The organism is Flavobacterium sp. HSC-32F16 (genome assembly GCF_024171645.1).
In the GTDB taxonomy this organism is placed as follows: Bacteria; Bacteroidota; Bacteroidia; order Flavobacteriales; family Flavobacteriaceae; genus Flavobacterium.
The window spans coordinates 359,450-377,459 of record NZ_JALKAC010000003.1 but is presented as its reverse complement, the minus strand read 5'-3'; the positions used below and the strand labels follow the sequence as shown (position 1 = coordinate 377,459).

5 protein-coding genes are annotated in these 18,010 nt (G+C 34.2%); all 5 read right to left on the bottom strand.

The genetic code is table 11. The features are described 5' to 3' along the window. Positions 1-124 precede the first annotated feature (124 nt). Positions 125-397 carry a hypothetical protein gene (locus tag L1276_RS12925; RefSeq protein ID WP_253788399.1) on the bottom strand — a complete coding sequence of 91 codons (273 nt, stop codon included), beginning with the start codon at positions 395-397 and terminating at the stop codon, positions 125-127. Between the two features lie 12 nt (positions 398-409). Beyond that, positions 410-3,463 (bottom strand): hypothetical protein, encoded by a 3,054-nt coding sequence (locus L1276_RS12920; RefSeq protein ID WP_253788397.1) that lies wholly within the window; start codon positions 3,461-3,463, stop codon positions 410-412. A 96-nt stretch (positions 3,464-3,559) separates the two neighbouring features. Continuing rightward, complete coding sequence (locus tag L1276_RS12915; RefSeq protein ID WP_253788395.1) at positions 3,560-9,322, bottom strand: VWA domain-containing protein; 5,763 nt, start codon at positions 9,320-9,322, stop codon at positions 3,560-3,562. Positions 9,323-9,334: 12 nt separating this feature from the next. Continuing rightward, a complete protein-coding gene (locus L1276_RS12910) occupies positions 9,335-16,630 on the bottom strand; it encodes a hypothetical protein (protein WP_253788394.1) in 7,296 nt (2,431 codons plus the stop codon). A 693-nt stretch (positions 16,631-17,323) separates the two neighbouring features. After that, positions 17,324-18,001, bottom strand: coding sequence for a hypothetical protein (locus tag L1276_RS12905; RefSeq protein ID WP_253788392.1), 678 nt, complete (start codon positions 17,999-18,001; stop codon positions 17,324-17,326). Between the last annotated feature and the right edge of the window lie 9 nt (positions 18,002-18,010).

Below are 18,010 nucleotides of genomic sequence, written 5' to 3'. Positions count from 1 at the left end.
AAGTTTGTACTTAATTTGTACAAAAAATTGGCTGTAAAGCCCTAATAAAGTTAATAGGAACCACACTTGACAGGCTGATAAATTTGTGGTTCCTAAAAAACTATTTAAAAACTATTTTCCAGAATTATTCTTGTTCTTGCTTTACAATTTCGCCAGTTTCAATGTTCACGCGAATATCTCCGTATTCTTCTTTAATGGCTTTTTCCAATTCATTAAAATTTTGCTGCTGAACGGCAATCTGACTTAAAATATCTGCTTTTTGAAACTCGTATTGAATAGACAATTCTCCCAACGATAATCTTGCTTTATCCATAAAGACATTAAAATCTTGTAATTTCTTTAATTGCTCTGCGTTGATTGTTTTTGCTTCTTCTTTATTGATTTTTGTATTTTCCATTTTTTTTATTTTTTAGAATGTTGTTCCAACACATTTTATCCAAGTATTTGTATTTATACAAATAAATATCCCAGTTGCTGTGAATCTTATTTCTCCTGTTGTTCCTGCACTTGTTGCAGTTGCTGGAGGAGTATTTATATTATTTACCTTATATGAAGTAGCAGATACCTCACCTCGTAATATTGTACTTGTAATTGCAGAGTTACCTAAGGTTACAGTATTAGAACCTGCTCCCATTGTATTACAACCAATTACTATTTGGTTTGTTTGATTATTAGAAAACGAAGTTGTATTTGCCCCTATGAAAATAGATTGATTTGTTATTGAATTTGGATTGGTAAGAACAGTATTAACATATGAACCTGCGTTATAACCAATACACACATTTTCTCCTCCAGTAGTATTAAAAGTAGCCGTAGAACAACCAAAAGAACTATTTTTAAATCCTGTCGTATTATTTTGATTGGCTATCCCAAAAACTGTATTTGTGCCAATATCTCCAGAACCAAAGTTTGTTACCCAATTAGAACTTAATCTTAAAGGAGCGCTATTGCCAACAGAGTCAGAAATTTTGTATTGATGTGATGCCGCATTAATTCCTCCAGTTATTTTTAATGTGCCTATAAGAGAGTTGTTAACAAAAGCTGTTGTAGCTATTTTAGTCGAATTATCTCCAGTTGTTTGTGTTGTAGCAATAGTTCCTGTTGGTAACGTTGGTGTTCCTGTAAAAATTGGAGAAGCTAATTTTGCATAACTAGTTAAGATAAATTCAGAAACTTTTAGATATGGAACATCTTCTAGATATTTTGTTTTGACTACTAATCCTGAGGTATCTGTTTTTAGTACTCTTTGAGATAATCCATTTAATATTCTTATGTCATCATTATTTATACTAGATATTAGTACTTTTCCATCGCTTTTTAATGCCATATAGGAGTAAAAGTTAGGCATAGATGCATAAAAAGAAGATTCTCCACCATCAACAGGTATTTTATGTACTTGACTAGAATATGGTGCTCCTACCAAGACTTCTCCAGTAGGCAATAAACATAATGAGATTGAGTTATTTGGAACAGTGGCATATACAATTCCAGGCCCTCCTCCAAAAGGAATTTTGTATACTGTTGCAGATTGACAAGCAACTAATGCATCACCATTTGGCAACACCACAATATCTCGTACAATTGAACTCGGAGTTGAATAAATTACTGGATTGCCTCCTCCAGTAGGAATTTTATATACTCCACTAGCATTTGCAGTAGCTACCAAAGCTTCACCATTTGGTAAAATGGCAATAGCATTAATTCCTGTTATACCCGTAGAATATATTTCTGGAGTTCCACCATTGGCAGGTATTTTATAAACTGAATTAGTTCCAATACTTCCAACCAATACTTCACCACTAGGTAATAATGCGATTCCACAAGGTGATGATATACCAGAAGAGTATAAAGAAGGAGCTCCACCGTTTAAAGGTACTTTCAAAACGTTGTTTCCTCCATTATTAGCTACCAAAACTTCTTGTGTAGATAATTCAACCATATTGTATGGATTGTTGTATCCAGAAGAATATACAACTCCTCCACTATAAGGATCAAATGTAGGAATGGTTTTTTTTAATACCAATCCACTAACATCTTCAGTCCCACTATCAATAACTAATTCTCCGTTTTTTGTTTCGGTAGCATATCCTGTTTTATGCAAAACATTATCTAAGTCACCACCACTTGCACCAATCTTCTTCTCAACTCCATCACTACCCATAACATACAAGTCGGTAGTTCCGTCTGTTTTAGCGTATAATTTTGCATGGCCTGCTGTTGCTGTTGCAGAAGTTGAAGCGGCTAATGTTAAAAAGCCATCGGTAATATCCGCTTTTTCGTTTAATGTTGTAAATGAAGTTCCTGATACGTTTCCGTCATGTGTAATAAAGGCTTTTTCGACTTGTATTTTTTGAACGCTGATCGCTTTTCTGTTAACATTTTCAGTATTCGTGTCAAAAGTTGAAGTAGTAGCACTAGAACTAGAGTTTTGAACTAATTTTAGGCAGTTTGCACTATTATTTTTCTCAATTGTTAAAACATCATCTGCCGAAGTATTGTGCGTTAGTTTTAAAGCTCCGTCTTTAGTTTCATTACCAGTGGTATGAATTACTTTTGTGTCTTCAGCATAAATTTTATCATCAAGAGAGCCATCTCCTTTTACAAATTTTTCAGCTGTTCCGCCTTCGCTAACAAATTTTTTAGCTGTTACAATTCCCTCAGCATCAATTTTAGCTTTTACAACATTATCTTTCGATATTTGCAAAGGATCTCCTGTTGCTGCTGAAGAAGAGTTCACTTGTAAACCTGTTCCAGTTCCAGTGTTAGATACTTTTATACCAGTTCCTGCTGCTGTATTTTGGACTGCAATACCGCTTCCAGCTCCGCTAACGGTTACATCCAATACTTTTGCGCCAGCATCGGCACCGCTGTTTGTCAATACAATTCCGCTTGTTGAGGCAGGAGTAGTGTTGTTGAAAGTCAGGATTCCGTTTTTGGTTTCATTTCCTGAAGTATGTAAAAAGCTTGTAAAGTCAATTGGTTCACTAGATCCACTTCCTGGATTTGAATTTGGAGCTAAATTTTTATACCAATAATCGACTTCAATGTTTCTATTGTCAATACTTCCTGAAAAAGTGATTTTGGCCATTTCGTAATTGATGATGTAATCTCCGTCATTTCCTTGGCCTTCTTTCTCTAGCAATAATTGTCCGTTTTTAAATACTTTGACACTGTAATTAACTGGTGCATATTGCAAAGTAATGGTATCGCCAACAAAAGAGTCAAAATGCTCTTTACGTGGCATGTAGCTATTCCCAGTAATGATGCCAATATTCTTTAAACCTGTATACAAAAGGGCAGGAGTTACATAATGCAGGTTATCCCTTCCTTCTTCGACCATTTGAAAGTCGGCCTTGTCTTCGTCTTTATGGATAAAACTGTTAAAAACTTCCTGAAAGTCTCCCTGCGACGGAATATCGCCGTTTTCGAATTTGTAACCAATTTGAGTTCTGTCTGTTGCCATGTTGTTTGAAATTTATTTTCTTTCTGTAAATATTATTTTTGATTAGCTTGATTTTGAATCCCAACAAATAACTTCGTTGGGATTCATTTTTTGAATTTATAGGGTTAGAATTTTTTCTTCACTACTAAACATGCCTGAAGAGTTTTCAGCAAGTACTTTGAAATGATGGTAGATTCTTTCATCATCACTATTTTTAATAGTTAATTCGTCGATATTCAATTTGGTATCTAGTAAAGCCAGTGTCACTACGTTTTCATTTGAAATTTTCTCTTGAATTTTATCCCAGTTTCCTTGATTATTCATTTTGTACAAATGATACTTACCATTGTGAACTGTTTTTTCCCAACTAAATACAACTGGTTTTAATACAGATTCATTTTCTCCAGTTGGAACGCCGGTAGCTGTTAATTCTGGAGATTCTGGAGCGGTATTATCAGCAATTATTGTAGCTGTAATTTTTGATGGCTGAGATGGTGTATAATCAATATTGATAATCGGGTTGAGATCAGTCGAACTCGGATCAGCGTATTCAATTTCTCTTGAAACCGTAATTCTATAAAAAAGACCATCACCAAAAGGAACAGCTTCTAAATCTTCAAATTCATCGTAAACCGTCCAAACACTATTAAAATCAGTAGATAAAGTATCCTCATTAATCAAAATTTCTTTGACAGGAGTCATCGTTCTAATCGATTGTGCATCAAGCATGTTTTTTGCACGATAGATATTTATTTTTCTAATGTTATATTCTGACTTGTAAGCATTTAATTCGATTTGAATAGAAGGCTTGATTCCTAAAACCTGATTTTCTAAAACAGGCATAATTCTCTTAATCTCTGGTGTTTGCGGTGGGCTAGAAGGAACTAGTTTCACGGGTCCCAGGAAAGTACTGAACTCACTGAAATTCATTTTAATATCCATTTCGCGAACACCATAGAAATAAATGTTTTGAGAATTTCCATCTAGATTAAAATCTGTAAACTGCGTTCTAAACTGAGCTGCATTTGTGATTTTCATCATTGGTGCAATGTCTAAATCAGGATGCGGATATTTTAAAATATTACCGTTCTTGTCTTTAATGGTTTGCTTTTTATTGACAGGTACATAATCATTATCATTAATGTAATCATAAATAACAGGTACTTCAGTTAACGGTACAAAAGCGGCATGAATCACTTGTTCAATAAAATGAATGGCCAATAAGTCTTCCTCGATTCCTGCTGTTTTAGGAATAATAATTTGATTAAGCGCAGTTAAAGCAGTTATCTTTGGAACAGTTTGCTTTTGTGTTGTATTATGCCATTTGATAAATTCATTAATCTCTCCTTTTAATAATTCACTGTCAGGAACTGGGAAACGGTAGTTTTCTTCAGAAACACTTGCAGGAGGGTAAGTTTCATAATTAGCCTTATTCTGTAATCCGTTAAAGTCTAAGAAATTTTGCCATCTATTAGTAAAATACACTTCATTGTTTCCACCAAGTTTACTAAGCTCTTCACGAATTCTAGCAATTGTTGCTGTCTCGTATAAAGCGTTTAACAAAGCCTGATCATTTGCTCTGTAATGCAGCATTCCGTATGGTTTGTGCGTATATCTGGTTGTAAAGGTGTATGTTGATCTGTTGAAAAAGTCAGGTCTTGTGGCATATAAAGCTCCTTTTACATCCTCAGGTTTTATAGGTTTTTCAATTCTAACCGCATACATTGGAGCTGGAACACTAATTTTAGAATCATAATCATAAGCATTAGAATGACTTCTAATTCCAAAAATTGAATAGTGTGTACTTTCTCCTTCTCTTGGCTGAATGTTTGCTGCTGTAATTCCGTTTGAAGTATCTGCAAAAAGATATACTTTGTAACTTGGATAATAATTTACTTTCTGTTGTACATTTTCTTGAAAAAGGATATGATCATAAGTCGGATCCAGTTCTTGAGTTCCGTCTTTTTTAATTTTAAAATTAGGATCATTGATTATTAAAACTAAATCCTGGTTTGTTCCAATATTGTCTGCACGTACAACTTTAAATTCTTTTCTAGATTTTACCGGAATAGGATTAGAGCCATCAAAACAGCTTTTAGTAAACAAACGCACAGTTCCATTCGCCCATTCAACTGAATGTCCATTGTTTGCATTGTATTGTGGGTGCTGAGCTAATTTTAATCCTTTGAAAGTAAGCTCATATAGACCAAAATGTTTTTTCTCTCCTTCTGGAAGCGGAATTGGATTCTCATCTTTATCTAATATATATTCTCCTTTTTGATCTACCTGAAAAGCTTGCTCCAGAACTTTTTTAATTTCTACTTTATCATTCCAAATTCCTCGTGTTTTTTCTACCTGTAAAGTGTCGTTTCCTTGACTGTCTTTTTGTAAAACAATCTCTCTATGTACAGTTTTTAAAACTTGCGGTAATTGAACCTGCAGACCAATAGGACTTGGCTGACGCCAGTTTGCAGGCGTTAACATATTCTCAACCAATGAACATAATTCGTTAACCGGTTTTTTGATTTGCCTGATCTGTTCAGAATCGATTGTTGCATCTCCGTCAGAAAGAAGGCTTTCGCTCACTTCTTTTTTAAGTACTTCAATATCTGCATATTCAAATTTTCCAGCTGTAGTTGCAACAGTAATATTTTGAATGATATAGTTTTGATCGCCAACGGTTAAAAGACCTCCAATAAATCTATTTTTATTGGCATCGGTTAAGTTAATTTTAATGTCTTCGCCACTGCTTAGAATTTTGTATTCGGTAATTCTAATAATTGAAGTAAGTTCATTTGATAAACTGTCGGCAATGTTTTTAATTTTTGCATGTTCAATTTGAGGAAGACTATCTCTAAAATAAAGTTTAAAATAATCAGCAAACAGTTCTTCATTGTCTGGATAAATTTTATCAGAAAGTAAAGCATCTTCTTTAGTCATACCATCAGGAATGCTGTAACTTAACAATTCCTGAGCAGAATAATATTCAAAAAGAAGTCGGATGTACGTCTTATCAGTTATTGATGCATTATCTAAAAGAGTTTTTAGTTTAATCTGTTCACTCATCGAAGTAAACATCAATGGGTTTTCTTCTGTAATAAGTAAAGAATTAATTCCAGATGGAGGCAATAGGGTATTATTTGGTTTAATATCAGAAGTAATCTCTAATTGTCTTCCAGATGTTGCTCTCGAGAAAATATTAATGCCATAACCTTGATATACATACGTTTGTAAACCTGTTTTTTCTTGACGAACATTCAAAAATGATTTTCCAGACTCAGGTATAATGATCGGAGCAGGCTCGAAAGAAGCAGTAGCTAAGTCTTTGGTAACGTTAGAATAGGCTGTGTCACAAGCTAATTCTGGTTTTTGCCAATTTCCTTCACCTTTAAATTTGTAATCAACTCCGGCATAGATTGGGAATGTAAAAGAAGTTCCATCAAATTCGTCAGTAGAATCGAAGAAAGCAGTATTTACACTGTAATCAGCGATGTCATTCATAAACAGACTCACATATCTTTTCTTACCATCAAAACTATATCCGTTAGGATCTGTAATTTTTGCAGATTGTTCGTCTTCATCAGAACCTGCATTAAGGCCTGGTAAAAATTTACTCAATTGTACAGGAAGAGGCAAACGCTCTGTGTTTACAGAAGTTGGAATACTCATAGAAAGATGCTGCACTTCTTTTGGAGTCGCACCGCCTTCTAAATTCTTAAATGTAACGTACTCTGTTAGATAAATAAATTCGCCTGAAAGAACTGCTTCATCAATATCGATGCATCCTAAACCTAACATTCTCGCAATATGATAATCATTTGCAGCAATGTTCAATAAGTCAAGATTAGAAATTTCAGTTGAATTTTCTTCAAATTTTGCTTCTTCTCCTGGCTCAGGTTCGTTGGCAGGAATATTCTCTTGAAATTTGACCGTTTCTTTTGCAGTCGGATTTGTACCATCACGACTTAGTTCGATGTAACTTTCAATAACTTCTTTGATGTTTTTATCATCGTCATCTGTTGTACGTTTCCATTTATCCTTGTAGTTATTTACGTTTACATATTCTCCATCATTAAATTTTAACCACTTTCTGTGAACAGCATTCAGTTTTGGCTCTAATTGTTCAAAAGCTTTAGAATCAGTGGTCGTTAAAGCATATTTTCCTTTTAAATCCCAATTGCCGCTTGTATTTGCTTTTTGGATAAAGTCACCATAAAATTCAAAATTGATTTCGCTTAACAAACATTTATTTGCTTTAAAACGAATGCTTCTTCCATTTTCAGCTATAACACGAATTGGATTGACTTGTGCCGAAGAATAGGATTTACGATTTGTAACTCTTTTTGATGCAGCAATACTATTTTCAGCAACAGATAATGTTTCTAATTTAACAATGCTAGCGCTTTCTACGGCATTAAATTTAAGTTCGGCAGCGAAAAATAATTCGCTTTTATTTTCAATCTCAATAATCTCATTTCCATAAGCTGCAATAAAACCAGATGGGTCTGTCATTGGATTAATGCTAGCATATGTTAAAAGATACTTTGCTTTGTTTTTGAAATAAACATAGATTGATCTTTGCAGAGCAGGAGTTTTATAAACCCATAATGCTTTATTACGATCAACAGTTTGAGGTTTTTTTGTTAAATCTAACTTATGGACAACTTTTGTGTAAGGCGCTCGATATAATTTTACGAAATCATCAGGTTTATTAAAATTAGTAGTACCGCCTGTATATAAATCCCCTTTCGGAAGGTGGTTTGCTCCCAATTCTCCAGCCAAAAGCCAACGAAGATGAATTCCTTTTGTACTATCAATACCTTTAGAACCTGCTGCAGCGATCTGTAAACTTGTAGATTGCAAAGCAGTCTTACTTGAGTTAAGATCAACTATATAAACCTCTTTGGTTACAGCAAAACTGATTTTTAAATTGCTAGGATTTGAAACGCCTGGCAAAACAATTAACGCATTGTAGGTGGCCATTGCAGCAGGAGTTCCGTCAATTCTAATTTTTGCTTCTACGCTGCCCAGACCAGGAATAACAACAGTTTCTTCAAGTCTGAAAACCAATCCGCCTAGATTGCTTGCATTGTGAATTCGTATTCCGGCAGGCAGAGTAAGAGGAACACGGCTTTTGTTTTTTAGAAGCAAAGTTCCAGCGCTTTCGCGTACGGCAAGTCCTTTCTTTAAAACAGGATAAACCAATTTATTTTGAGCGATACTGACATTAGACAAACACCCAATTTGTGCGCCTGATAAATCACTGCTTAACTGATTTAATTCTGCTCCTAAAGTGCTAAAATCAGGAACCCTGATATAGTCTGTATTTAGAATAGAAAGACCGTTATTTTTTAGTACAGGTGTTTTTCCTAAGAAGTTAGTAATAGGTGTTACCAACTCGGAAGCATTGTTTACGGTGCTTGTAACACCGTAAACAAAAATATGTGATTTATCATCCAGATTTTGATATAAATTTTTCAGCAAATTGGTATCATTGACCTGCAAACCATCTGTAACAACCACAACAACGTCTGGAATTACTGTTAAGTTGTTTACAACTTCTAAACCAGAAGCCCAGTGATCAGATTGAGGACTGGCTGATCTTGAACCAAAACCGTTAATCCAACTTAAAAAACTCGAAGTATTTCCCGAAATTCTTTTTTGAATAACATGCTCTGATCTTGAGTTGCTGTCGCTATTAGACATTCCGATTAATGAAAGTGTAATTTTGCTTTGAGCTTGAGAATTGATAAATGAAGTCAGCCCATCTCGTATTTGCTGCGCTTCATTGCCATTTATCGAACCCGACTCATCGACAACGATAGCGATGTACGTTTCGCAACCTGAGGATTGGCTTTCTTGAAGATTTATAGAACTCATTTTTATTGTTTTTTAAAGATTTATATTTTCAATAGTTAAAGTTACCGGCTCAGCAGCGCGAACTGTTAATGGCGTTGAATGCGCTTCAACAGATCCGTTATTATTCCACATTCTGTATTCGAACTTGATATTTAAATTTTGATCAGTAATTTTTTTGCTGTCATTCATAATTAATACCTGAGCATAGTCTTTAGAATGCAATGCTTTATAGCCTGCTTTGGATACACCAGCATCGTCGACTACTGAAATTGTATTTTTAATTTCCTCCAATGGAATTTTAGGAATATTGAATGGCTCCGGATTACGAACTAAAAGTGCTACGACCTCACCAGTATTGGTATTGACAATTCGGTTAACTTCTGTAGACTGAGCAGGATCAAGAGGAGACATTTTTAAAATTCCTTCAAAAGCACGATCAAATAAATGCTGATATTTTAATGCTAATGAATTGCTCAAAGTGTCATCATTTCCAAAAACAACATTGTTTAAAGATGTAATCTGATCTTCACTTAAACTTAACGGAACATCAAACAAAGCTTTTCTTGCTTCGGCTTGGTCAAGGACATAACTGTTTACTTGCTCTGCAAAATCTCTGTATCGAGAGGTTTGGAAACCAAATTGGTGTACTAAGATGTTTTCATTATCATTTGGAATTCCATTTTGATTTTTATCAAAATAATTTTTCGCTAAAACAGTATATAATTTAGAAGGTTTTAGATCTGTTAATTTCACCTCATATCCATACGATTTTGGTTTTAAGGCATCTCCAATTGTAATTGTACATTTCAAGTCAGGACTTCCTTTAATCATGTTTTTCAACATCTGGATATTCAAAGGAATTCTAGGATCGTTATCGTCAACCCATTCTGTATTGCCCTTTTCTGCTTTAGGATATGGCGTAGCTTCTGTTGGCAATGGATACGGAATAAGAACATCATTCAAAGGGTCTTTAATGATAAGGTTTAAAGCACCATCAATTTTTGCTCTGCTGTCATACGTATCCCATTCTTTAAGCATGTGATACACATAAGGATTCTTAAAGAACAACGACACTTTACATTGCTCATTTCCGTAGAATGAAGGTTTAGATAATAATAAACTTCCATCAGCATTTGGGTAAGAACGGTTGTAATCTAAATATTGTCTTAATGAAGTCAATGGCGATTTTGATAAATCTGTCAATTCATTTTTTACAACTGTTTGTCCAGCAGGAGCCACAGGATCTGGAACAGGGTAATGACCTACAGGACCTAATGTTTTGAAACCATAATAGTAATCGAATGTAGTTGTGTTTTTATCATCCACTCTATCAGTAAGAGTAAATTTTAAGCAATAAGTTGAATTTGGCCTCCAAATTGGTTGAACTGTATTTTGAATCGCAGCTTCCATTGCTTGATTATCTTCACTAACAGCGGTAGGACCCGGAATAGTTAAATTATGCATCGCACTTTCCCTAGTTAACCATCCAATTTCTTGAATATTAGTTCTATAGTTTACTTCATTATCATCATCAGAATCTCCTCCAGCCGAACAAATAACAGCGTTGATTGTCAATAAATTTGAAGATTTTGTTCCTCTTGTATATTCCAATTTAACGGTGCTGCCTAAGTCTGTATGAGTCGCAGTCGAATCTGTTAAAGCAGATGTAGACGTAACAACCGAAACAGTTTCTTTTGGATATAAAGAACAGTTGTCAAATTGGTCATTAAATAAAGAGAAATAAATTCCCTTTTCATTTTGTTTCGAAGAAAGCATTAGAATTTTATTCTCCGAAGGCTCATTTTGAATGTTAATAATAGAGGCTTTATCAGCTGAGTTTCCTCTTTCAATTAATCTTGCAAGGTTTAATGAAGTATTAAACACAAACAGGTATTTTTCATTATAGGCGATAACAGAATTGTCTGCCAAAGTCTTGTTTGACAAATAAATTGCAGAATCAAAAATTGTATCGTTTTTGACAACTGTAATAGCAGTTCCGTTAATTTGAGCCAATCCGAATTTTCCGTTTGCCAATTTAACCGTAAGCAAGACTTTGTCGTTTGCAATTACTGCATCTGTAATTTCAACAATTGATGATTCAGAAACCAATTTTGTATCCGTTACTGTAATCGCTTTAGTACTAGTATTGATGCTGAAACGAATGACTTTTTTGTTCTTGGTGATCAAACTGAAATCAGTGCTATTATGCTGAAGAACCTTGATCGCCACTTCGGCTACTTTTACACGACGAACTAGAGAACGATCGGTGCCGTTAACCCAGTTAATTTGAGTTCCGTCTTCTAAAGTATTAATCCAAAGCAATTCATTATTTGGCAATGAAATAAGCTTGTTGAAACCTTCAGAATACGTATTCATATACTGCATTCCAGAGTTTCTGTTTAATTCTGAATCAAGTTCGATAATGGCATTTGTAGCGGCGGGAGCTACGCAGCCCACAATAAAACTATCATTTACAACAGCTTCTCCAATTCCTTTGCACTGAGTCGCATCTAAAGCATGAGTAATCAATAAATTATTATTTACGACTTGCACCGATGTTACCAAACCATTCAATAAACGCTCTCTCAACAGATTTCCTTTTGCATCAATTTGTGCGATAACCGTAGTTTTTGGTGTTGGATGAAATGAAATTAAATAAGTATCATTGTATTTGAAAACTTTATCAAAGGCAAAAAGAGCTCTTTCGTTATAACCATAAAAACGAGTAAATGTCAACGGTTCAGAAGTTCCAGTAGGATTGTCGTTACCTGCTTCAGCTTTTAATTCTGCCAATAACGTCATTAAACGATTGTATTCGGTTATATCGCTTGGTTCAGACACAACAAACTCTCCATCAGCTGAAGCGTAAGTATCATTAAATAACGCAGCAATTTTATTTCGAACATCTAAAATAGCGTCAGCATTTGCAGCCACAGGACTTATAACAATTCTATCAATTTTATTTTTCGATAAAATATCTCCGTTTTCATCAAATAAAGTAATTGGCGCTCTCAGTTCAGCTTTAGTGTAAGCGATCTCATATAAAGCTGGCGAATTTTTAGCCTTACATATTTTAACTTCTTTATATTTAGACAACTTATCTCCTTCTTCAAAAAATGAAGTATAAGCACGAATGTTTACTGTTTTTGCCTGAGTTGTAAGTTTTAAAGTTGGTTCAATGGCAGATTCAGGGAAAATAATTTCCAGTTTATTATAATTTTTGAATGAAAGCGATCTTCTAAAACCAAAAGGATTGCTTTCTGCAGAAATGTTCATAAAATCACCTTCAGAAAGCTTGCCATCCACAATTTCAGGAGTTTCACCAACGAGTTTAAAGAACAGACCATTGATTCTATCTGCTTCATATTGAGTAGGTACATAATAACGTTTTCCTATTTTTTTATTTTTAAAGTTGACATATTCTGCTTCAATGCTATCAGAGACACAGAATAACTTAGAAGGCGTAATTCCGAATTGTTCGGGAACATGCCAGCCAGGCTCTCCTGCACTTAAGTATGAAAATGGATTAGTTGCTAAAACTCGAATACTATCGTACTGATCGATTACTTTTTGCCATTGTGCCCAAGGCAAATCTTTTACAAGATCTCTGGAAGTTGAATCCACAACCGCTTTAAAAGGATGATAAGCCTCCCAAGTATTTCCATATGCAGAAAGTAATTCAATCGATTCAATTGAATATTGGTGTTTTACCTGACGAAGTTTTCTACCTGCTTTTGATGTTGCTTCAGGAGGCATTAAATCAGTGTAATTTTTCGCATCTGCCGTGTATCCACCAATTATTTTAGAAAGACTAGTGTTAGGCAATACTCCTTTCGTCATTTTAATATCGATGAAAGTATCTAACGGAATCACTTTAGAAATAGCAGTAGGGCTAGGCATCTGATCAAAATAATCAAGCAAGAAAGCTTCATTTGTAAGCATGTGCACTCCTTTAACAGAATCGGCAGTTCTATTGTCATTAGCATCTCCAAATGTACCTTTAGGCAACGGACTGTATGGTGTTCTATCTACAATTCTGTTGATATCCCATTGCAGTTCTATTTTGAAATTTTTACGTACTCTAACGAAGCCAAGCTTAACACGTACACTTAATTCTAATTTTGCATAAATTAAAAACGGTTTAAATGATTCTACAGAGAAGATGGTGTCTAAGACAATTTCAACATTAATGATCCAGATTTTAATCTGAATTCCTCCACCAGCGGCAATGTAACCACCCATTTGAGGACGTTTGAATGAGATTTTTCCGCCCATTTCCAAATAAGCCCATAATTTGACTTTTGCAGGTCCGAAGCTTTTCTGCAGTTTAAAGTCTAATCTTGCACCAGCTTCAATCCCTTGAGCCGATAGCATAATAAATGCTTTGGCTGTAAATAAGGTTAGGATTCTAGCCGTAATTGGATCTTTTTTAGAACCAAGATTGATGTACCAAGGCTTTTGATTTTTGAAGAAAAAACCAGCTTCTAATAAAGCATGCAGCTGAATAATCTGTCCACCATCTTTTGGCATTTGAAAATCTGCTCCAGCTGCCAATTCAAGCGAATTATCGCCAAATGCAACCATTGCAAAGAATGGGGGAGTACTTTGATCTTTTTCAATAGGACCTAATCTATCGCCAAGAACATTTAATCCTGCCTCAATATAAAATAGAGTAGGCAGAGATAGCAACAACATGGCTCGCATGTTTAAAATAGTTCCGCCTGTTGATTCGAACGTTGCACCAGCTCCAATAGAAAAAGGTGATTTATATTGCATAGAATCTGGTGGTCCGCTGAATTTTCTAATATTGATTCCGGCTTTTGGATGTTTATAAAATTCGTACCAAGAATTTTCGGTTGTTAATCCAGCCGCTTTTTTAGTAGCCACATATCTAAATCCTAATAAACCTCTGAAACCTGTGATTGAAAGAAATCCAAGCGGAATACCTGTAGGCAATTCAATTCCTGCATCAACTAAGAAAGCAGGGTATTTAGGCGCAAAACGCATTCCTACGCTCCCTGTAATTTTTGCTTTTGGTAACTTTAATGAAACCTCTCCCATGAATTCTTGTGATTCTCCTGGCTGAGGTAACGAAATCATACCATGAATAATAGCCATCGCAGATTCTTCTGAAGCTGTTCCAGGAATCATCAAATCGACTTCGATAGTTTGGATTCGGATGAAAGAATCTTTGAATCCTTCTTCGGTGCTGTAATAGTATTTAATACCCTCACCACGAGCATCTAATCCTAATGGATTGACACTGATGGCACCATCAAATCCCCAGAAATTATATTTACGCCCATTAAGTTGTGTTGAACCAAAGTTGATGTTACTCACCGCCATCTGAACTGGTCCAAGATTTACAGATAAATTAATCGGAATTGGAATAGAACCACCTTCTACTTCAATGTTTCCATCGCTGTAAATGCGAAGTTTTTCAACATCAAAACCTTGGCCTTTTGCCAATTTGTTCATTAATGTTCCTTGAGGGAAAGACACGTAACAAGAAGTTCCTACATAATAATCGTCATCCTGTTTTCCAAGTTCAAAACTGTGAAAATCGAAATCTACTAGACCAAATAAATTGGCTTTTGGTTCACTTGCTTTGTCAAAAGAAGCGGTTAGGTTAAAGTCACCGTCGTCGTATAAGTGACCTTCCAATGTTGCATGGAAAGAACTTCCGTCAGGATTTTTTAATTTGTTTATAATTAATTGTCCCTTGATATTAGATCCAATAACCTTGTTTTGTTTGAAAGAAATATCAAATTTGTTGAAACCAATTTCAAACCCACGATTCGGATTACCAATTTTCTTCCAAAGTGTATTATCTGGTGCAAGTTTTGATAAAAAGGCTTGGTATTCTTTAGCATTCTTAAAAGTATAAATAGTAGAAGGGCTAACTTCTGAAGATACTAATGTAGACTTAGTGGTTAATGTTAAAGGGTAACTGAAAGGATATGGCAAAGTGCTCGAAGCGCTAAATTCTTGTAAATAATCAAGCAATTCATTGTAATCGGCAATTTGTGTAATTTCAACAACATCTGTTTCCTCGTTCCTTTGCAACATCGAAAGAGGGTACTGAAAATCGAATTTATCGCCGAAATAACTAAAAACGCCAGTAGGCACAGGAACTGTCTCTAGGTAAATATCTCCAGAAATTCCGCCTGTTCCAATCAATAAATCAGATGCGCCAATTCTTAATGTTGTGCTTGTACTTCCTTGTCCTTCTTTCGTGTAATCATGAAACCATTTTGAAGGTAGAGTTACAGATACAGCGCGGGCATAAACTCCCACGAAATCATTTGGTCTGCCATCTGTAGTAGCTTCTGGAATGTTTGTTTTTTTGCTTAAATCGAGTTTTAAATTTTCAATTTGAATAAGCATACCCGTTTTTCCAATCTCGCAATATTTAGGAGATAAAGTTCCTGCTAGCTCTAGATTGTAACCCATTCCTTCTTGCGTATCAGCATACAGGAGAGCTTTTGCAAATTGAAATCGGGCTATATGCGTTTCATCTTCATCTCTTTCTTTACCATCATTTTTCCAAGGCACTAACATTTTTCTTGGAAATTCAATTGCAGCTGCTAATTCAAGAGTTACTCTCGCTTTAGGAGTTATAATTTTTTTAATGTATTCTTCAATATCATTAGGAATGAAAGAAGAGAAAAAGGTCTTGATTTTGGCTTTAGTTTCAGATAAATCTGTTGATAATAAATACAAAGAGAATATAGCAGGAGCGACTTTTTTATCTAAAAGATTAATCTGTACAATTAGCTCTTGTAATTTATTTTCTGAAGATTCATCAATTGCAATCGTAGTGCTGTATAATCTGTTTATATCCTGAACAAGCTGTCCAAATTTTGAAAGTGCCGGACTGCTTTGAACTACAAAAGTGTTAATAGCTAACTGAATAATTTGTTCTTCAGAGATGTTTAAAACTGTAAGGGCAAGATCATAAAAATCTTCTACGGAAAATGAAAAGCTATTGTTGTTGAAATACTTTAGATAGCGCATTACTTCCCATTCCCAAAAAACAGTGACTGGAAAAGAAGAGATTTTTGAATCTTCATAATCAGGATTTAAAACGAAGAAAACTCCAGTTCCAGGTAGTTCTAAAGCTAATTTTTTTCTACTGATAATATCTAAACTATAAAAAGCGCTACTTCCTGAAGTACTTTTAGAAGTTTGATAGTCTTTGTAATACATTTTATCAAAGACACTTTGTAGTCCATCTTTAATAAAACTTAAGAAATCGGGAAGATCTTCAGGCTTCATTATGTCCGATAGGGCTGGGTAGTATTTATATTCTGTTGGCGTTGTTGACATAGTTTTAATACTATTTGTGTTGTTATTTGTGTTTTTTGAGTTACCGTTTTGTAGCTTACTTGACGGAGTTTTTGGTAGTTGTCTACAATCCTTGTATTTCTATATTTTAATTTATTGATACTTTGGATTTATAGAATGCGATCATGAATAGCACAGATAATTTTTTGATTCCAATACACTTATGTGTACAAGTTTTCAGTTTTTTAAATCTATACTTTGATGGACTGTTGCTGTTTTTTCAACTTCACAAGGCAAATATGTGATGAAATTTTTGCTTTAGAAATTAAGTGCAAGAATGCTGAACTCTTGTGTTTGCAGACTGTACAAAGTTGTACAGTCTATAAACACAGAATTATTTTGGAATTGTAAACTGGATTGTGGTTTATTTTAACCTTGCAATATCATGGACATTAATCTACAGTTCATCTATAATATTCTTGTTTAGAAGAATTAGTTACTTACTTATAGAATAAGAGATAAATATTGTAAAAGATGAGTTTTATCAATGTGCTTATTATGATAATTTAGGTTTTTAAATCAAAGGGCAGCTAATTTTTAAGTATAAAAATAATTGTATAATGTCCTAAAATGTATAGACCATATTTGTTGTGGATTAACATTTATATGTGATCACTAGTAAAAAAGTAAGTAAGAGTTTTATAGCGGTAATTCAATATTGTAAATAATTCATACTTATTCGCCAATATAAAATGGCTTTTCTGATCTTTTTAATATTTTACCATCTAAAGCATCAATTTGAATTTTGATATCCATTTGTTTTTCATAATCGGGGTAATCAATAATCCAATAGTTTTTAGTATCAGATTTAAATTTTCGAATTTTGGTTTTATAGGGATAAAAAGTCTTAAAGTATCCTCCTTTTTCTAAAGGAATGTTGTTTTTTTTACAATATAGGAAAACCTTATCTGCATTGAAGTTATAACCATCATCAAAATCTTCTACAGATAATAAATTACCTTCTTGAGAGAAGGTGTACCATTTACCCATTTTAAACCCGAACCAGCAGTAAATTCCCTTGGTTTCTATATTTTTATTTGAATAGAACTCTCGGAATATTCCAATTAATGGATCTTTAGAATAATCATATCCAAAATATCCAAACTTATCTCCAAGAAATTTATGATAATCGATTAGACGGTTTCCATCTTTATCAATAATGGTAAAGCTGTCAGGTCTATAATGTAGATAAATAGTATCAGAACTGTTTTTTTTTATTTCACTATAAATTTTATCTCCATCAAATTTTTCGAATGAATTATTAATTTTAATTTTACCTGTTTTAATGCTCTTTTGGACATAACAACCTTGAAAAAGTATTAAGATTGTGGCTATTCTAATGAGATTTTTCATTACAATTTT